The sequence below is a fragment of the Cohaesibacter intestini genome (assembly GCF_003324485.1).
GTDB classification, from domain to species: Bacteria; Pseudomonadota; Alphaproteobacteria; order Rhizobiales; family Cohaesibacteraceae; genus Cohaesibacter; species Cohaesibacter intestini.
This window is the reverse complement of the sequence record NZ_QODK01000001.1, coordinates 689,017-706,893: the sequence shown is the minus strand read 5'-3', so window position 1 is coordinate 706,893 and position 17,877 is coordinate 689,017. Positions and strand designations below refer to the sequence as shown.

Genomic DNA, 17,877 nt, shown 5'->3' with positions numbered 1-17,877 from the left:
CCCGTCAGATATCGAGGTTGGCAACATTCAGGGCATTGTCCTGAATGAAGTTGCGGCGTGGTTCGACATCGTCGCCCATCAGTTTGGCAAAAATGTCATCAGCATCGTCGGCTTCCTGCACGCGGACCTGCAACAGGGTGCGAACTTCCGGATCGAGCGTTGTTTCCCAAAGCTGCTCGGCATTCATCTCGCCAAGACCCTTGTAGCGCTGCATGGAAATGCCCTTGCGCCCGAGGGTATAGACTTCATTGAGCAGCGACATCGGACCATAAATCACATATTCTTTGTCGCGGCGACGCATGACGGTGCCATAGTCGAAATTCTCTTTGAGTTCACTGCCCAGCCTGTTGAGTTTGATGGCATCGGCAGATTGCAACAACGCCGTATCGAGGAAGGCCACTTCCTTGACGCCGCGCACTTCGCGCTCGAAGCGATAGCTGCCATCCTCTTCGACATGGCCGCTCCATCCCTGTTCGGTTTCCTCGGCCACCCGGTCAAGGCGACGCGAGACCCGGGCCAGTGCTTCCTGGGTGGTTTCAGGGCTTTCCGAGGTAGAGCTGTCAAACAGGCCGCTGATCGCCGCCTGCTCGACAACGGAGCGACTATAGCGAGAGTGCAGGCCGTTCAGAACGGCACCGAAATGACGGGCTTCATCCAGCAAAGATCGTAGATCCGGGCCAGCACGTTCCACGCCCGACCCTGTGGTCACCACCGCTTCATCGATGCCTGCATCGATCAGATAATTCTCAAAGGCCAGCTCATCTTTCAGATATTGTTCGGACTGGCCGCGCTTGACTTTGTAAAGCGGCGGCTGAGCAATATAGAGATAACCAGCTTCGACCAGATCCGGCATTTGTCGGAAGAAGAAGGTCAACAAAAGGGTCCGAATATGCGCGCCATCGACGTCAGCATCAGTCATGATGATGATCTTGTGGTAGCGCAGTTTTTCCAGATTGAACTCTTCGGTCCCGATGCCGGTCCCCAGAGCGGTGATCAGCGTGCCGATCTCCTGACTGGACAGCATCTTGTCAAAGCGGGCGCGTTCCACATTGAGGATCTTACCACGCAAGGGAAGGATGGCCTGATTGGCGCGGGATCGGCCCTGTTTGGCCGAACCACCTGCGGAATCACCCTCCACCAGGAACAATTCTGACTTGGCAGGATCGCGTTCCTGACAGTCGGCCAGCTTGCCCGGCAGGGACGCGATATCAAGCGCGCCCTTGCGGCGGGTCAGCTCGCGCGCCTTGCGCGCTGCTTCACGGGCGGCGGCAGCTTCCACCACCTTGGAGACGATCATCTTGCCTTCTGCAGGATTTTCCTCAAGCCACTCGCTCAAGGCCGCATTGACCAGATTCTCAACGACCGGGCGCACTTCCGAGGAGACCAGCTTGTCTTTGGTCTGGGAAGAGAATTTCGGATCCGGCACCTTGACCGACAGCACGCATGTCAGGCCTTCACGGCAATCATCACCGCTCGGGTTGACCTTCTCGCGTTTCAGCAGCCCGGAGCTTTCCGCATAAGAGGTGATCTGCCGCGTGAGAGCGGCGCGGAAACCGGCCAAATGGGTGCCGCCATCGCGCTGCGGGATGTTGTTGGTAAAGCAGAGCACATGCTCATGATAGCTGTCATTCCACCACAAGGCGGCTTCCACCGTGATGCCGTCTTTCTCGGCGGTGACGGCCAGAGGCGCCTCGATCAGCGGCTTTTTTGTGCGGTCGAGGTAACGGACAAACGCTTCCAGACCGCCTTCATAGAGCATTTCCTCGGACACTGGATCCGGCCCGCGATTGTCCGACAGCAGGATGCGCACACCGGAATTGAGGAAAGCCAGTTCGCGCAGGCGGTGTTCCAGCGTCGCAAACTTGAACTCGATATGGGTAAAGGTCTGATCACTTGGATAGAAAGTTACCTCGGTGCCCTTTTTGCCATTGGCCGGGCCATTGACCTTCAGCGGAGCAACCGCGTCCCCGTGGGAAAACTCAATCTCGTGTTCCAAGTTATTGCGCCAGATGCGCAAAACCAGCTTGGTCGACAGCGCATTCACCACCGAGACACCGACGCCATGCAGACCACCGGACACCTTGTAGCTATTCTGGTCGAATTTACCACCCGCATGGAGCTGGGTCATAATAACTTCAGCCGCTGAGATGCCTTCTTCCTGATGCACATCGGTCGGGATACCGCGGCCATTGTCGGTGACGGTGACAGAACCGTCGACATTCAGCGTGACGGTGACCAGATCGGCATGGCCCGCCAGTGCCTCATCGATGGCATTGTCGACCACCTCATAGACCATGTGATGCAGGCCCGAACCATCATCGGTGTCACCGATATACATGCCCGGACGCTTGCGAACTGCATCCAGACCTTTGAGCACTTTGATGGAGTCTGCGCCATAGTCTGCGCCATTATTGTCAACTTGGTTATCGCTCATGCGAATCAGTCATCCTTAGGCTGGGAACTAACCCTTCACTTATACGTTGTTTCGCGCCGCATTCAACTCCACGAGCCCCTCAACCCCTCGCAAAGCTCACTTGTTCGGGGCCATTGTGGAGAGTTTGCAGACGGAATGTGAAAGCTGCCCCAAAAGGCGGCGTAGCGGGCGGAAATTAGCGGTTTTTCAAAGCGTCCTGACGGGTCCGGATATAGGCCAGAATCTGTGCTGCCTCGACCTGACTGATCCCCTCAAGCGGTTCCATCGGACCATAGGACCAGTGCTTCTGCGGCGTGCCATAAAAGATCGCCTGCAGGAAGGCCCGATCCGGCAATTTGGAGCGCTCGTAAAGACCATGGACGAGGGGTGGGCCAAAGCTGGTACCGCGTCCATTCACCCCGTGGCAATTCAAGCATTGGGCATTATAGAGCCTGTGCCCGGCCCTGCGGATTTCTTCGCTGTTGAGACCACTTTTGAGAACGCTGTCATCGGCCTCGCGCGGATTGAGAAATGGCCCACCGCCGATCCACAGCATCACCAGAGCCGAGACCGACAGAACCATGATGATGAGACTGTTGGGCGAGTTGGAAAACCGCCATTTGCGCCTTTTCTTGACCATGCTTCTTCCCTCGATCCATGCCTTGCTTGTCTATGTCATCTGTGTATCTGCCTAGACAGCAACACCAGCCTTGCGACGGGCAAAGTCAAGCACCAGTCCGAACGGACGACTGACAAGCACCATCAGGAGCAAAGCCGAACTGACTGCAGTAACAATTGCACTCCACTGGGCACCAGCAAAGAGCAATGTAGCAACATAAACAGGGACTTGAAAGCTCAAGAATGCGATGATGTCTAGGATGGTTCGCATGTTTGTGGAACCCGGAGGGACCCTCATCATCCACCAATCGCGGTAAAGGCCGTAAGGCCGACCGGTCAGAATCATAACAGGCATCATCACCAGTCGGGTCAGCAGGACGGTTTCAAGCGGCATTCCGGCAATGACCAGCTCGGTAAAACTGGCCACCACGGTGAAAAACAAAATGGTGACGGAAGTGTCGACGATAAGACGTTTCATGCGGCAATTATAGGTGCTTTGCACCTGTCTTTCCACTCTGTATGACCCATTCAGGCGCTGACTTTTTCCACGATACCCATCTCTACATGGAACCGCTCGGCTCGGTCCCCCAGCGGAGCAAAGACCGCGTCATCGGTTCCCGTCACCCAGGCCTGACATCCGAGCCGATCCAACAAATCGAACAGGGCGAGCCTGCGGCTCTCATCAAGATGGGCCGCCACTTCATCGAGCAGCACCAGCGGAGTTCGGCCGCGCCGTTCCGCCACCAGATGGGCATGAGCCAGCACAATGCCCAGCAGCAACGCCTTCTGCTCGCCGGTCGAGCATTTGGCCGCCGGCATATCCTTCGGCCCATGACGGACCAAGAGGTCCGAGCGATGCGGTCCTTCCAGCGTCCGCCCTGCGGCCCGATCCCTGTGGCGCATCTTGGCCAGCAGGCTGCGATAATGCTCTTCGCTGTCAATGGCCGGGCGATTGAAGGCCTCCACCTCCAACAGACCCTCCAGCGCCAAAAGCGCATTCGGAAAGGCTGATTTGGCCTCTGTTCCATGCAGGATTGTCAGGGATCGATTCAGGAACGAAATCATTTCAGCCCGCGCGGTGGCAATGGCCGAACCATATTCCGCCATTTGCCCTTCGATGCCATCGAGCCAGACCCGTTCATTCGGGCTGTCTTCCAGCAGTCGATTCCGCTGGCGCATGGCTTTCTCAAACGCGTTGACCCGCGCCCCGTGGCCCTTGTCGATGGCCAGCACCATCCGGTCAAGCCATTTGCGCCGCTCGGACGCCGCCCCGGTAAACAGGCTGTCCATTTGCGGTGTCAGCCACAAGACGCTGACATGCTCGGCCATCGCTTCGGCAGAGCGCGCCGGGGCGCCATTGATCCGGATCCGTCGCTGCAAGCTGCCGTCGGGCCCCGGCTGCAAGCCCGTGCCGAGCTTGACGTCACCATAGGGGGTGCTCAATGCGACGGAGACTGCCCAGCTGCCCGACGCCCCTTCCCGGGCAATGTCCGGATAGGCAACGCGGCGCAGACCGCGTCCAGGCGACAGAAAGGAAATGGCTTCCAGCAAATTGGTCTTGCCCGAGCCATTGGCCCCGGTTAGCACCACATGACGACCGCTGAGCGGCAAAGATAGGGACGTGTAGTTGCGAAAGTCTGACAGGGTGACCGAGGAGGCAACAATCCGGTCCACGCTCGAGACAGCCCCACCGATGGCTTCTGAGGTCTCGGACATACCGTCCTCGTGATTTGGCTTGATGCCTGTCATTGCAAGCGGCTCTTTCATCCCGTCACGGTCACACTTCCAAAAAAGGTCAGGAGTCAAAAAGGGCGCAAACTGCGCCCTCATTGTCCATCATCAAGGGCTTTACCCTAGACACGCATCGGCATCAGCACATAGAGGGTGCTGTCATTGCCTTCATCATGAATGAGGGTCGGTGAGCCTGAATCCGCCAGACGGAAGCAAGTCTGGTCGCTTTCCAGCTGGTTGGTGATGTCGAGCAGATAGCGGGCATTGAAGCCGATTTCCATCGGTTCGGACGCATAATCAACCAGCACCTCGTCAGTCGCTGTGCCTGAATCCGGGTTGGAAACGGAGAGCACCAGACGGCCCTCTTCAAGGCTCAGCTTGACCGCGCGGCCGCGCTCGTTGGAGACGGTCGACACGCGGTCGACAGACTGGGCAAAGACCCCATTCTCGACCTTCATCACCTTGTCATTGCCCTTCGGAATGACCTTTTCATAGTCAGGGAAGGTGCCGTCGATCAGCTTGGAAGTCAGAACAACCGGACCGATGGTCAGGCGGATCTTGGTCTCGGACAGTTCCACCGCAATGTTGGCTTCCGGATCTTCGATCAGCTTCTGGACTTCCAGCACCGTCTTGCGCGGCACAATCACGCCAGGCATGCCTTGCGCACCTTCAGGTGCTGGCATCTGGGCCTGTGCCAAACGGTGGCCGTCGGTGGCCACTGCGCGAAGGGTGGAAACGCCTGCCAGATCAAGGCTATGGACATAGATGCCATTGAGATAATAGCGGGTTTCCTCGGTCGAGATCGCAAACTGGGTGTGATCGATCAACCGTTTCAGATCCAGAGCAGGAATCGAGAATGTATGCGAAAATTCCCCTGCCGTGATGTCCGGGAAGTCGGTGATCGGCAAAACCTGTAAGGTGAAGTGGGACCGGCCAGCGACAATCGCCAAAGCGGTCTGGTCTTCATTGGTCTCCAGCGTCACTTCCGAGCCATCGGGCAGCTTGCGGACAATGTCGTAGAGCATATGGGCAGGCACGGTGGTCGCACCGCCAATTTCGACCATGGCAGGCGCCGTTTCCAGCACTTCGAGATCCAGATCGGTCGCCTTGAAAATCAGGTCACCGCCCTCGGCGCGCAACAGCACATTCGAAAGGATGGGAATGGTGTTCCGGCGTTCAACGACCCGATGGACATGGTTCAGTGACTTCAGAAGAGTTGCCCGTTCAAGAGTGACCTTCATATCCGAAATCTCCCTGCAATATTAATTTACTAACGCATCCCCACGAAGCCCCTCAAATGGTCGCGCCGATCAGCAGATCTGCAGTGCGCGCCTCATGTGAAGCCTTGCAATCCGACAGCATGAACGCACGTGCGAAACCACGATCGGTTGACTGGTGGGGAAGCAACTTTGACCCGATTGACGTGATATGGCAAGGGGATCGGCGCGATTCCCGCGCGATCCCCTCACTTTTCTCCACGATTCTAAAGCAAATACCGAAAGCCTATTCGGAAATATTCCGCTTCAGCATTTCGATTTCCTGCTGCAGCGCATTATCAGACCCTGCCAGCTCCTCGATCTTGCGCACCGCATGCAACACGGTGGTGTGGTCACGACCACCGAACCGGCGGCCAATTTCTGGCAGCGAGCGTGGGGTCAGCATCTTGGACAGATACATGGCGATCTGACGCGGACGCACGATGGTGCGCGTCCGGCGCGAGGACAACAGATCCGAGCGCGAGACATTATAATGCTTGGAAACCACCCGCTGGATGTCTTCAATGCGAATGCGGCGCGGCTCTTTCGAGCGGATCAGATCTTTGAGGGCCTGCTCGGCCATCTCGATCGAGATCGGCGCCCCTGTCAGTTGATTGTGCGCCATCAGGCGGTTGAAGGCACCATCCAGATCACGACCATTGGAGCGGATGATACCGGCCACATGATCCAGCACCAGTTCGGGAATCGCCAGATTGGGATCGCGGCGCGAGGCATTGGTGGCACGATCCGCCAGAATCGAGCGACGCAGCTCTTTTTCAAGCGGCTGCAATTCGCTGACCAAGCCACCGGCCAGACGCGAGCGGACACGCTCATCAAGGCTTTCCAGTTCGACCGGCGGACGGTCGGCAGCCACCACCACCTGACGTGCGCCATCAATCAGGCTGTTCAGGGTGTGGCAGAATTCCTGCTGAATGCTCTTGCCCTGCAGGAACTGCAAGTCGTCGATCAGCAGAATGTCGATGTCGCGCAGGGTATCCTTGAAATCGAGCGCCGACTGGCTCTTGAGCGCCTGCACGAAGCTATACATGAAGCGTTCGGCGGTCAGATACAACACCTTGGCGGTCGGATTGGATTTCTTTGCTTCCCATGCGATCGCCTGCAGCAAATGGGTTTTGCCAAGGCCAACGGAGGCATGCAGGAACAGGGGATTGAAAGAAACCGGCTGACCGGGCTGGGCCATTGCCACCTGTTTGGCGGCCGCATGGGCCAGCGTGTTGGACTGGCCAACAACAAAGGTGTCAAAGGTCAGGCGCGGGTCAAGAGGGGAGCCGCCCCCATGATCCTGATCGTCGATTGCCGCCATACCGCCCTGTGGGCGCGCAAAGCCGCCATCCTTGGCGGCTGCATCGGCCTGCTGTGGCTGCTGTTTGGCTGCGACAGGTTTTGGACGAACCGCACCACGCACATAGAGGTCAATGCGGCGAACCTGCTCGCATTCCTCGCGCCACAAAGCCATCAGAAGATCCCCATAATGGGACTGGATCCACGATTTCAGGAAGCGAGTGGAAACGGACAGGGTCACAAGACCATTCTGTTCGCTTTCCAACTCAACGCTGGCAAACCAGCTGGAGAAGACGTCTTCTCCCAACTCGGCCTGCAATCTCTTTTTGACTCGTTCCCAGTCTTCTTTGCCCACTTTCACCGAAGGCTCCTCTTGTTGGGAGTCTGCCCCTGGAAAAGACTGATGAGCTGCCGCACCCATCTCCATGTCAACATTTTCCTTCGTGGCCATTTGCTGCATTCTCATGTCTTTTTCTAGCCTAGTTTTTGTCTAGCCTATTAGCCGCAAAACGCAGCAAGGTCTTTGACAAGCCGCAATCCTGACGAGTCTTTCTCATTCTCTCGACTGCGACAGAGCTCCTGTTTTTATGACAATCAGGGCAGTCCCGCAATGCGGGTTTCCCTGAATATCGGCCTTAGAATTGACGCCATGGCAGGCCCGCCTGCTTCCAGCCATTGCGAGTGGCCCGGTGCTGTGCCTCGTCCAGATCCCCTTCGAATCCGGCTTCGACATTGTAGCAGGGCCCATCCCATCGCGGTGTCATCACCATTGCCGCATGTCGGGAGCGAACTCCCGAACGGCAAAGGAAATACAACGCCGCCTTCTTGTCGATTGATCGCTTTGCCAGCTCTGCCTCAAGGCGTTCGGCAAAGTCGCCGCTGCCCTGCATCGAAGGGTAGGACACCCATTCAACCAGCAAAACTTCGCGGTTTGGATCCTCAAAAGTCGGAACCCCGACATAGGACCATTCCGCATGGGTGCGCACGTCGATCAGCAAAGCCGTTTCATTCTCTGCCAACTGATGCCAGACCGTCCGGACCTCGACATCACCAGCATAGCTTTCCAATTCACTTACAGACAAACCACACCTCTTGAGGTCCCAGCAGCTGGTACCCCTGACCAACAGACAATACTCACTTAAACTTGGGTCCACCGTACCCTGACGCACCAGCATCAGTCCGGCATCTGCAAGCCCGCATACAAGACGGATCACCGCTCCTTCACCAACCAATCCAGACCTCGGTCAGGCGGAAGTCAGACAAAGCTGACGACAGACCAACTCAGAGGATGTCGAAACCGGAAAATCCGGGAAGAAAGTGGTGTCATTCTTTGCAGGAGTGGTTGCCGGTCGTTGTTTCAAAAGCACCAAGCAGGATCTGTGAAAGATCTCAGGCGAGCAGCTTTTGCTTATCTATTTGGCAACCATTAATCTTGCAGTTAAAAAACCATACACAGCCTTGGAAAAGCGTGCAAGAAGCCCAAGACAAGATTCTTTGTCGCGACTGCGCCGAAAAAAAATTCGCACTTTTCAGCAAATCCGCTTGACCCTGCCTATCTCATTGCGACTCCATGCCTTCTGTCAGCAAACTGTTACAAAAGGCCACAGAGAAGCGGTGTAAACTTTTTTTTGCCGCGCCAGTCTTGACCTTGGCAGAGAATCGTCCGTCATGTTTCAGCCACCAAGAGATGGCGCTAAGACTCTGTAATACATGCTCTTTTGCCAACGAGACCAAAAGAGGAACATGCATCATCGCTTACGTAATTCCCACTAGGAATTGTGACGAATAGGCGACAGGTTGTATGGCTGAAAACAAGAAAGCCCGGCATCAACCGGGCTTCTGATTTCCAAAACCGTCTTAAGCAGCCAAAGACTTGACGCGTTTGGACAGACGGGAAATTTTGCGAGAAGCGGTGTTTTTATGGAACACGCCTTTTGCAACAGCACGCATCATTTCGGACTGAGCCTTGCGCAGTGCGTCGCTGGCAACAGCCTGTTCACCAGCGGCAATGGCTTCTTCAACCAGGCGCAGGTAGGAACGAACACGGGTACGACGCGCTTTGTTGACAGCGGTCTTGCGTGCGATTTTGCGGGTTGCCTTCTTGGCGGAAACAGTATTGGCCATTGAGCCTATTCCTTATCTGATCTGCGCCCCAGTCTCGGGACGCTCGCGCCGCTGCATCACATCAGCCCTCAAACCTGTACGGGCCCGGAAGGACGAGCAGCAAACCTGACAAAACGGGGTTGCGTTTTGCTTTTCTCGAAAAGGGCGCCCAAATTCTGAGGGCGCCGACAACAAAAGGCGGCACTCAAAGGCCGCCCAATGGATCGCGCTTATAGTCAAACTTGGCTGGGGCGTCAACCGAAATGACTCATGCGGAAGGCAGAAATCGGCCAAAATGGCCCGTGGCAGGCATCCTTCGGGTACTTTCGAGCCTCTCGCCCCTTCCCTTCAACCGGTATTCCCGATCTCTCTGGCGTCAGTCACCAGTCCTTGAGAGGCGAAAACGGACCCGGCCAGAGGCGCGGATCCGTCTCAAATCAACGTAGGGTCAGCGCGCCCTAGCGGTCCTTGAATTGTGCCTTGCGCTTCTCAACGAAAGCAGCCATGCCTTCTTTCTGATCTTCGGTGGCAAACATCGAATGGAACAGACGGCGCTCAAAGCGCAGACCTTCGGTCAGGGTCGTCTCATAGGAGCGGTTGACGCTTTCCTTGGTCATCATGACGATCGGCAGCGAGAAGTCGGCAATCTTCTGCGCGGTTTTGAGCGCTTCCTCAAGCAGATCTCCTGCCGGGATGATGCGTGAGACAAGGCCGGACCGTTCCGCCTCTTCGGCATCCATCATGCGACCGGTCAGGCACATATCCATGGCCTTTGCCTTGCCGACAAAGCGGGTCAGACGCTGAGACCCACCGGCACCGGGCATCACGCCAAGCGTGATTTCCGGTTGGCCGAATTTGGCCGTGTCTGCCGCAAGAATGAAATCACACATCATGGCCAGCTCACAGCCGCCACCCAGAGCATAGCCAGCCACCGCTGCAATCACCGGCTTGCGACATTGGGCAACCCGATCCCATGGGGTGATGAAGTCGTTGAGATAGGCATCCATATAGCCCATCTCGGACATTTCCTTGATGTCGGCACCCGCTGCAAATGCTTTCTCCGACCCGGTGATGACGATCGCACCGACTTTGCTGTCCGCCTCAAAGCCGTCAAGGGCGTTTGAAACCTCGGCGATCAGCTCGGACGACAGGGCATTGAGCGCCTGCGGACGATTGAGCGTGATCAGGCCAACGCCATCACGGGTTTCAGCAAGGATTGTTTCATAAGCCATCAGTCCCTCCGGCAAAATGGAGCCCCTATTGCCTCGTCCGCACAATAGCGGACGCGACCAAGGAGCCAAATCTCGTATGCGCAAATATCAGATTGTAACGCAGCACCCCTCTGGATGTTCCCATCATGAGTGAAAAGATCATGCGTCACAATCGAAATGCGTCTGTGTGACCCTATGGCTAACGGAGCCGAAGAGTCAGTGCAAGCCTTTTACGTAAGCTGTCACATCGACTTTGGTTCTCTCTGCGATGGGCCGTGTCGTCAAGCTCGCCATTCGACCCACCACCAAGGGCAAGCCAGTTTTGGCCAGTTCTGGGCCAGTTCTGGACCGGATCTAGGCTGGTTCTAGCCCGGCTTGCGGCCAATGGCATCGAGCATGTCCCACAGAAAATGGCCCAGATTTTCCGTCACATAGCCCACATGCGGCGCTTCGCTGCCCTTGGCTTCCCAGCTTTCATGGAACACCTCGCGCGTCCGGTCTGGCACCACCAGCACGGTTTTCATGCCCATGTCGAACGGCACCTTGAGATTGCGGGCCAGATCCTCGAACATTGCGGCCCGATGCGGATTCAGCCCCGTCTGAGCCAAAAGCTTCTCATAGGGCGGACGGTTGGGTTTGGGGTCGAGACCCGCCCAGACAATGTCGAAAATATCGTCGAAATATTCGGTGATGCCCAGTCGTTCGGCGACTTTCACCGCATGTTTGTGGGTGCCGTTGGTATAGATATAGCGTTTGCCGGGCAGGGCGCAGATGGCTTCAGCCAGCGATGGATCCGGCACGACGCCGCTGTGATCGATATCGTGGACATATTCGAGGAAATCGTCCGGATGGATATTATGCTCGATCATCAGCCCCCGCAGGGTGGTGCCATGCTGCTTGTAATAGCCCTTGCGCAAGGTCGTTGCATCTTCTTCCGATATATCGAGCAACCGCGAAACATAATCGCTCATCTTCACTTCCATCTGCTTGAACAGATCGATATGGCGTGGGTAAAGCGTGTTGTCGAGATCAAAGATCCAGTTGTCGATGTCGGAAAAGTCGGAAAGGCTGTTGGCGCCGTAAGGCAAGGCGGATTGCATGCAGATATCCATTTGGGTCGGTTCCAACTGGCCAGTGGAAAGTCGGGTCAGTGGGAAACAGAGCTGGGGTCAGACGATCTCACGCAAAGAGCAACATAGCAAGCTGCATCCTTGCGATCGGGTTTCATCGACGCGCGGTGAAACGCACAGTTGGGTGTCGATGAAGCTTGCGACTTGCCAAAGCCTGTCGCAACATCGCATAGATAGACCTATATGGAGTGAGCCGAGAGGCAATGCAACCGCCTTGCCTTGAAGTATCGGGCGGTCTTGTCGACCGTCAGGGTGGAGCTCGGGGGCGAGCGGGGGATTGAAGAGTCCCTTGATTGAGCATCCGAAGACAGAGTGCAAAAGTGCATGTGAGTGTGGGCATGAGTGAAGGCAGAAGCGACGAAATCTCGGATAATGTCAGCATGGGGCAGGAAGAAACTGCCCTGCCGTCCTCCGCTGCGACACAGGCAGACAACCCGGCCACGCGTCTGCAGGGCCGGCGGCCGGCCTTTGGTCTCTCCTCCAAGCTGCTGTTGCTGACAATTCTGTTCGTCATGCTCAGCGAAATCCTCATTTTCGTCCCGTCCATATCCAAGTTTCGCGTCGACTGGCTGGTCCGCAAGCTCGAAGTTGCGGAAGTGGCCGCCCTGATCTATTCCAAGGCCTCGACCGACCTGATGGATGAAAAACTGGAAGCCGAGTTGCTCGAGCGGCTGGATGTGCAGACCCTGGCGCTCAGAAGTGATGGCCAGCGGCGCCTGTTAGCCATGGTTGACATGCCCGGCCAGATCAATCGGGACGATGATATCCGCAGCATGCGGCCGACCCAAACCGTGCTGGCCGCCTTTGACACCCTGCTGTGGGGGGAAGGGCGAACCATCCGGGTGGTCGGTCAAAGCAAGAATGGCATTGGTCTCATTGAAATGGTGTTTGATGAAACGCCCCTGCGCAATGCCATGATCGCCTTCTCGATCAACATCCTGTTGTTGTCGCTCGCCATTTCTGCCATGACGGCCGGGCTGGTCTATCTGTCACTGCGCGCCCTTCTGGTGCGGCCCATCCTGCGCCTGCTTGGCAATATGGCGCGCTTCACCGCAGACCCGGAAGATGTCAATGCGGTGATCAAGCCATCGGGCCGACATGATGAGATCGGCATGACCGAACAGCAGCTCTCGGCGATGGAAATGATTCTCGCCCAAACCCTGCAAAAACAGCGCCGTCTGGCCGATCTCGGTCTCGCAGTCTCCAAGATCAACCATGATTTGCGCAACATTCTCGCCTCGGCCCAGCTCTTTTCCGATCGCCTGTCGATGCTTGATGACCCCACTGTCCAACGGGTGGTGCCGAAAATCATGGGCGCCCTTGACCGGGCCGTTGATTATTCCGGTGCGGTCCTGTCCTACGGCAAGGCTCAAGAGGCCCCGCCGGAAAAACGCTTGCTGCGGCTCCATCAGGTGGGAGAGGATTTGCGCGACTTTCTTGACCTGCAACCCGATGGCCGCGTGACCTTCATCAACGACATTCCCGACAGCATGGAGGCCTATGCCGATCCCGGGCAATTGTTCCGGGTGTTGATGAATCTGTGCCGCAATGCGGCCGATGTGATGCGCAATGAGGCGGAATGTTCGGTGATCTGTCGTCTGGAACTGCGGGCGTTTGAAGAGGACAACGAGACTGTGATCGAAGTGTCCGACTCCGGTCCGGGTGTGCCAGAGCGGGCCAAGGCGGCCCTGTTCAAGCCATTTCAGGGTTCGGTTCGAAGCGGTGGTACCGGGCTTGGGCTGGCTATTTCGGCCGAGCTCGTTCGCGCCCACGGGGGCACCATCCGCCTGCTTGATCGTGCTCCGGGTGCGCATTTCGAGGTGCGTCTGCCAAAAGAGGATCGCCCGGCACCCAAGAAGAATGCCCCGGTGCAGGCCGTCCAGAAAATCCTGTCGCTTTAGCTAGGAGACACCGATGACACGAGACGAATTTGATGCTTATTGCGGCAGCAAGCCGGGCACCAGCCATGTCATCCAGTGGGGCGGGGCGTCAGTATGGAAGGTTGGCGGAAAGATATTCGCGATCTGCTCAAACTGGACCCGAGCCGATGACGTGGATTCTGATATCGAGCCGGTCCCTTCCGGCTTCCAGCCGATCAGCTTCAAATGCTCCGATCTGGCATATGAGTTGTTGCCTGAACAAGACGGGATCACTCCTGCCCCCTATCTTGCGCGGGCCAAATGGGTGCAGCTGACCCGCCCTGATGTCATGGACGACGCGGATATCCGGCTGCATCTGGATGCCGCCTACGACATCATTGCCGCAAAGCTGACCAAGAAACTGCGCGCAGAGCTGGGCATCAGCCTTTAAATTTCGAGACCCAAAGGAGGCCGAATTGGCCGACCCGCATATCAAATCGAAAATGGATTGGCTCGACTATGTGACCGTCATTGCCTATCGGCTTGGCTTCACGCTGGCTGCCCCTGCCATCCTGCTTTTGCCGTGGGAAGTGGAAACAGGCATACCCGCACAACAGCTCACATTCCTTGCCGCCATGCTCTGTGCCAGCAGTCTCCATATCTATATGAAGAATTTTCGGCTGATTCTTCAGGCTGCGACATGGGGCGGACTCATCTGCGCCATTTTTGGCTTTCCGCTTTTCGGACTTGGGGGCGCTTTCGTCACCCTGGGTGGATTGTGCTTCAAGGAATATTTCTGCTTCCGGGTGCCGGGCCTGCGCGCCCAGCCTTTCCTGCTGGCCGCCCTTTGGTTGGCTTTGGTTCTCAATGCCACCCTTACCGCCCCGATGGTTGTTCAGGGACTGGCCGCTTTGTCTGCCTTGCTGTTTCTGGTCACCGCAGTCGCCAAGTGGCGGATGCCGCTGCATTTCGACATCGGCGACAAGACCAAATATGAAGTCTGAGGCTGAGCGGTTGAGCGCGAGCGGATCCGCTCAAAGCCAGCGGCAGCAAACCGCACCGTGCGACGGGATCGAGCATCATGGCTGACCTCAAGGGGAGAGAAGAGAAGGGTTATTTGCGATAGCTATCATGGCAGGCCTTGCAGGTGACGCCAATCGCGCGCATGGCTGAGCGCAGAGAGGCCTGATCCGTGACCGCGCTGGACGCTTTTTCTGCCGCCTGCTGCAGCGCTTTGGCCTTGTTGGAGAAGTCGTCAAAATCCGACCAAATGGCAGGTAAGGCCTCTGAAACCGGATCATCCTGTCGGCTCCGAAACAATTCTGGCACCTTGCTCGACTGCTCGATAATTGCCTTGAAGGCACTGTCTGTGGTGGTCTGTTGATAGGGGGCGGCGCCTTTGGCCATTTGCGCCAGATTCTTCATGGCGGCATTGATGGTTACCATGCCATCCATCCGGGCTTTGACAGCCGGGTTCTTGACGCTTTGATGGGCGAGCGCCGCGCCGGAAAGCGTCAGGCAAAGGGCGAAAAAGATTGAGCGTTTCAATGGCATGACTAGTCCATCTTGGTTGGTCCTATACGTACCATTCCATATTCTTGCACCAAACGAAAGTCCCCCAGCGGCGCCTCCAGTTTTGTTGAAGCCGCCCTTCAGACATCTTTTGGCACCCTGTGCGCATTGGCACTCAGAGCACCGATCCCATCTTGACCCACGGCACCCTCTCCCACATACTCGGCGGTGTAAAACTTTCGGCGCTGAGCGCGGTCCGGGGAGATCTCTCTCCAAAGGGCAACCGCGGCGCGCAGCCCGGAATGTGTTTTCAGCAAGGAATCCGGGCTGTCAGACCGGAGACTTTGTTATGAAAACCATCATCGAACCCTTCCGCATCAAATCCGTTGAACCGATCCGCATGACGACCCGCGCCGAGCGCGAGGCCAAATTGCACGACGCGCATTACAATCTCTTTGCGCTTCATTCCGACGACGTGCTGATCGACCTCCTGACCGATTCGGGCACCGGGGCCATGAGCGCCGAACAATGGGCCGCCGTGATGCGTGGCGACGAAAGCTATGCTGGCTCGCCATCCTATTATCGTTTCCGCGACAGCGTGCAGGAGCTGATGTCATTTGAGCATATCATCCCGACCCATCAGGGCCGCGCGGCAGAAGCCATTCTGATGTCGATCTATGGCGGCGCGGGCAAGCATATCCCGAACAACACCCATTTCGACACCACCCGCGGCAACATTGAGGCCAGCGGCGCCGAAGCCTATGATCTGGTGATTGCCGAAGGCAAAGATCCCTCTTCGCTTCATCCCTTCAAGGGCAACATGGATTTGGAAAGGCTCGAAGCCTTCCTGAACGAATATGGCGACAGCGTGCCGATTGTCATGCTGACCATCACCAACAATGCAGGCGGTGGCCAACCCGTCAGCCTTGGCAACATTCAGGCCGTTGCCGAGCTAGCCCATCGCTTTGGCAAACCCTTCATCATTGATGGCTGCCGCTTCTCGGAAAATGCCTATTTCATCAAGCAGCGCGAGGAAGGCCAGCAGGACCGCTCGATCAAGGATATTGTCCGCGATTGCTTCCGTGTTGCTGACGGCATGACCATGAGCGCCAAAAAGGACGCCTTTGGCAATATCGGTGGCTGGATTGCCTTCAATGACGATTCGGTGGCGGAACAAGCCCGCGTGCGCCTGATTCAGACCGAAGGCTTCCCGACCTATGGCGGTTTGGCTGGCCGTGATCTGGAAGCCCTCGCACAGGGTCTTCACGAGATTATTGACGAGGATTATCTCAAATACCGCATCCGTACCAACGAATATATCATCGAAAAACTCGACGCTCTGGGCATTCCGGTGGTCAAACCGGCAGGCGGACATGCGGTCTTTGTCGATGCCAAGCGCTGGCTGCCCCATATCGATCCGCTGTCCTATCCGGCCCACACGGTTGCCTGCCGCCTTTATGAAATCGGTGGCATCCGGTCGTGCGAAATCGGCACGGTGATGTTTGGCCGCCAGACTGATGGCTCGGAAAAGCCCGCCGCCATGGAGCTGGTCCGCCTCGCCTTCCCACGCCGCACCTACACCCAGTCGCACGCCGATTATGTGGTTGAGGCATTTGAACTGCTGGACAAGGAAAAAGACAGCCTCAAAGGCTTCCGTATCGCCAAAGAGCCCAAAATGATGCGCCATTTCACCTGCCAGTTTGCGCCATTGGACGACTGAGCAGCATCATCCGGTCCGGGTCTTGTGATCCGGGCCGGCATTTGATCGTCAAAGCACCGGCAATTGGCTGCGGATATGATCGGCCAGCGCACTGGCTGCCGCTGAGGATCGCTGATCCGCCACCTCCAATGTGATGCCAATGGCAGGCAGGGGCGGCAGCCTGTCGGTCACAACATAAAGATCCTCTGGCACCGCTGACTGGGTCAAGACGCTGAGCGCATGGCCTGAGCGGGCGATCGCCAACAGCCCGGCCAAACTGTTGGAGGCATAGGCAACCCGATAGCGTCGCTGGATCGCATCCATCGCCGCGCAGGCCGCCCGATGGTCCAGTGTGTTGGGTGCTGCCAAAGCCAAAGGCACCACGGGCGCGTCCAGCAAGTGGGGCTCAGCTTCATGGGCCACCCAGACCAGTTGCTCTTTGCGGATCGCCCCGCTCATATCGGGAGAGGGCAGGGACACCAGCGCCATATCCAGCTGGCGTTGATGCAAGAGGGGCCGTAAGTCGGTGGAGGGCGCACAGACCAGCTGCAAATCCACATCCGGATAGGCTGCGCAGAAGCTGCCAAGCAGATCGGGCAAAAAGGCGCTGGCATAATCTTCCGTACAGCCCAGACTGACCGACCCGCGAAGGTTCGCCCCGCTTAACTCCATCACCATATCATCATGCTGGGCCAGCAGGGTTTCCGCATGGGCGATGAGGCTTTCCCCGGCGCGGGTCAGCCGCACCCCCGATCCGGTTCTGTGCAATAAGGTCCGCCCCAATTGCTCTTCCAGCCTTTGCATCTGCATGCTCAGCGCTGATTGGGTCCGCCCCACTTCCCCTGCCGCAAGGCTGATCGAGCCGCAACGCGCGATCATGATGAAATGCCTCAAGAGGGAAAGATCAAGGGTCTGCATGGGAAGGCCTTCTTGACATTAGAAAAAATGATATCTGTATCAAATACTATCAATTTGCCTGAAGGTGCAAGGCTTGCTAGGGGTGAGACAAACAACAAACACGCAATCCGCCCTTCGCGACCCTC

Annotated in this window: 16 protein-coding genes; 4 read left to right on the top strand and 12 right to left on the bottom strand. The window is 57.0% G+C overall.

Annotation, left to right across the window (positions count from 1 at the left end; translation table 11 throughout):
* Positions 1 to 4: 4 nt before the first annotated feature.
* From gyrB to DSD30_RS02885, 10 genes are all read right to left on the bottom strand, one after another.
* Positions 5 to 2,434, bottom strand: coding sequence for a DNA topoisomerase (ATP-hydrolyzing) subunit B (gene gyrB, locus DSD30_RS02930; RefSeq protein ID WP_114008078.1), 2,430 nt, complete (start codon positions 2,432 to 2,434; stop codon positions 5 to 7).
* 175 nt (positions 2,435 to 2,609) lie between these two features.
* A complete protein-coding gene (locus DSD30_RS02925) occupies positions 2,610 to 3,053 on the bottom strand; it encodes a c-type cytochrome (protein WP_114008077.1) in 444 nt (147 codons plus the stop codon).
* A gap of 51 nt (positions 3,054 to 3,104) precedes the next feature.
* Positions 3,105 to 3,509, bottom strand: a complete 405-nt coding sequence (alaE, locus tag DSD30_RS02920; RefSeq protein ID WP_114008076.1) for an L-alanine exporter AlaE — start codon at positions 3,507 to 3,509, stop codon at positions 3,105 to 3,107.
* 50 nt (positions 3,510 to 3,559) lie between these two features.
* Complete coding sequence (recF, locus tag DSD30_RS02915; RefSeq protein ID WP_114008598.1) at positions 3,560 to 4,747, bottom strand: DNA replication/repair protein RecF; 1,188 nt, start codon at positions 4,745 to 4,747, stop codon at positions 3,560 to 3,562.
* Positions 4,748 to 4,884: 137 nt separating this feature from the next.
* The gene (dnaN, locus tag DSD30_RS02910; protein ID WP_114008075.1) at positions 4,885 to 6,003 is read right to left on the bottom strand and encodes a DNA polymerase III subunit beta; all 1,119 of its coding nucleotides are present in this window, start codon (positions 6,001 to 6,003) and stop codon (positions 4,885 to 4,887) included.
* A gap of 262 nt (positions 6,004 to 6,265) precedes the next feature.
* Entirely contained in the window at positions 6,266 to 7,681 is a 1,416-nt protein-coding gene (dnaA, locus tag DSD30_RS02905; protein WP_245418333.1) for a chromosomal replication initiator protein DnaA, read from the bottom strand.
* A gap of 274 nt (positions 7,682 to 7,955) precedes the next feature.
* Complete coding sequence (locus tag DSD30_RS02900) at positions 7,956 to 8,402, bottom strand: rhodanese-like domain-containing protein (RefSeq protein ID WP_198662798.1); 447 nt, start codon at positions 8,400 to 8,402, stop codon at positions 7,956 to 7,958.
* A gap of 775 nt (positions 8,403 to 9,177) precedes the next feature.
* The gene (rpsT, locus tag DSD30_RS02895) at positions 9,178 to 9,444 is read right to left on the bottom strand and encodes a 30S ribosomal protein S20 (protein WP_114008074.1); all 267 of its coding nucleotides are present in this window, start codon (positions 9,442 to 9,444) and stop codon (positions 9,178 to 9,180) included.
* A gap of 437 nt (positions 9,445 to 9,881) precedes the next feature.
* Positions 9,882 to 10,655, bottom strand: coding sequence for an enoyl-CoA hydratase (locus DSD30_RS02890; RefSeq protein WP_114008073.1), 774 nt, complete (start codon positions 10,653 to 10,655; stop codon positions 9,882 to 9,884).
* Positions 10,656 to 10,999: 344 nt separating this feature from the next.
* Entirely contained in the window at positions 11,000 to 11,734 is a 735-nt protein-coding gene (locus DSD30_RS02885) for a pyrimidine 5'-nucleotidase (RefSeq protein WP_114008595.1), read from the bottom strand.
* A gap of 368 nt (positions 11,735 to 12,102) precedes the next feature.
* On the opposite strand from DSD30_RS02885, the gene DSD30_RS02880 reads away from it, so the two are divergent.
* Genes DSD30_RS02880 through DSD30_RS02870 form a run of 3 tightly spaced genes read left to right on the top strand, consistent with a single transcriptional unit; the run spans position 12,103 to position 14,627 of the window.
* Positions 12,103 to 13,665, top strand: a complete 1,563-nt coding sequence (locus DSD30_RS02880; protein WP_114008072.1) for an ATP-binding protein — start codon at positions 12,103 to 12,105, stop codon at positions 13,663 to 13,665.
* A 13-nt stretch (positions 13,666 to 13,678) separates the two neighbouring features.
* A complete protein-coding gene (locus DSD30_RS02875; RefSeq protein WP_114008071.1) occupies positions 13,679 to 14,074 on the top strand; it encodes an MmcQ/YjbR family DNA-binding protein in 396 nt (131 codons plus the stop codon).
* 25 nt (positions 14,075 to 14,099) lie between these two features.
* Positions 14,100 to 14,627, top strand: a complete 528-nt coding sequence (locus tag DSD30_RS02870; protein ID WP_114008070.1) for a DUF2301 domain-containing membrane protein — start codon at positions 14,100 to 14,102, stop codon at positions 14,625 to 14,627.
* Between the two features lie 109 nt (positions 14,628 to 14,736).
* On the opposite strand, the gene DSD30_RS02865 is transcribed toward DSD30_RS02870, so the two are convergent.
* Entirely contained in the window at positions 14,737 to 15,177 is a 441-nt protein-coding gene (locus tag DSD30_RS02865) for a c-type cytochrome (protein WP_114008069.1), read from the bottom strand.
* Positions 15,178 to 15,484: 307 nt separating this feature from the next.
* On the opposite strand from DSD30_RS02865, the gene DSD30_RS02860 reads away from it, so the two are divergent.
* Entirely contained in the window at positions 15,485 to 16,855 is a 1,371-nt protein-coding gene (locus DSD30_RS02860) for a tryptophanase (protein ID WP_114008068.1), read from the top strand.
* Between the two features lie 48 nt (positions 16,856 to 16,903).
* Here DSD30_RS02860 and DSD30_RS02855 read toward each other — a convergent pair whose 3' ends face one another.
* Positions 16,904 to 17,752, bottom strand: coding sequence for a LysR family transcriptional regulator (locus DSD30_RS02855; protein ID WP_114008067.1), 849 nt, complete (start codon positions 17,750 to 17,752; stop codon positions 16,904 to 16,906).
* Positions 17,753 to 17,877: the final 125 nt, after the last annotated feature.

Excerpts from the sequence above, each read along its gene's own strand:
- alaE (WP_114008076.1), bottom strand. The coding sequence starts at position 3,509 with ATGAAACGTCTTATCGTCGACACTTCCGTCACCATTTTGTTTTTCACC.
- gyrB (WP_114008078.1), bottom strand. The coding sequence starts at position 2,434 with ATGAGCGATAACCAAGTTGACAATAATGGCGCAGACTATGGCGCAGAC.
- DSD30_RS02885 (WP_114008595.1), bottom strand. The coding sequence starts at position 11,734 with ATGCAATCCGCCTTGCCTTACGGCGCCAACAGCCTTTCCGACTTTTCC.
- rpsT (WP_114008074.1), bottom strand. The coding sequence starts at position 9,444 with ATGGCCAATACTGTTTCCGCCAAGAAGGCAACCCGCAAAATCGCACGC.
- DSD30_RS02860 (WP_114008068.1), top strand. The coding sequence starts at position 15,485 with ATGAAAACCATCATCGAACCCTTCCGCATCAAATCCGTTGAACCGATC.
- DSD30_RS02890 (WP_114008073.1), bottom strand. The coding sequence starts at position 10,655 with ATGGCTTATGAAACAATCCTTGCTGAAACCCGTGATGGCGTTGGCCTG.
- DSD30_RS02925 (WP_114008077.1), bottom strand. The coding sequence starts at position 3,053 with ATGGTCAAGAAAAGGCGCAAATGGCGGTTTTCCAACTCGCCCAACAGT.
- recF (WP_114008598.1), bottom strand. The coding sequence starts at position 4,747 with ATGTCCGAGACCTCAGAAGCCATCGGTGGGGCTGTCTCGAGCGTGGAC.
- DSD30_RS02865 (WP_114008069.1), bottom strand. The coding sequence starts at position 15,177 with ATGCCATTGAAACGCTCAATCTTTTTCGCCCTTTGCCTGACGCTTTCC.
- DSD30_RS02855 (WP_114008067.1), bottom strand. The coding sequence starts at position 17,752 with ATGCAGACCCTTGATCTTTCCCTCTTGAGGCATTTCATCATGATCGCG.
- DSD30_RS02875 (WP_114008071.1), top strand. The coding sequence starts at position 13,679 with ATGACACGAGACGAATTTGATGCTTATTGCGGCAGCAAGCCGGGCACC.
- dnaN (WP_114008075.1), bottom strand. The coding sequence starts at position 6,003 with ATGAAGGTCACTCTTGAACGGGCAACTCTTCTGAAGTCACTGAACCAT.
- DSD30_RS02880 (WP_114008072.1), top strand. The coding sequence starts at position 12,103 with ATGAGTGAAGGCAGAAGCGACGAAATCTCGGATAATGTCAGCATGGGG.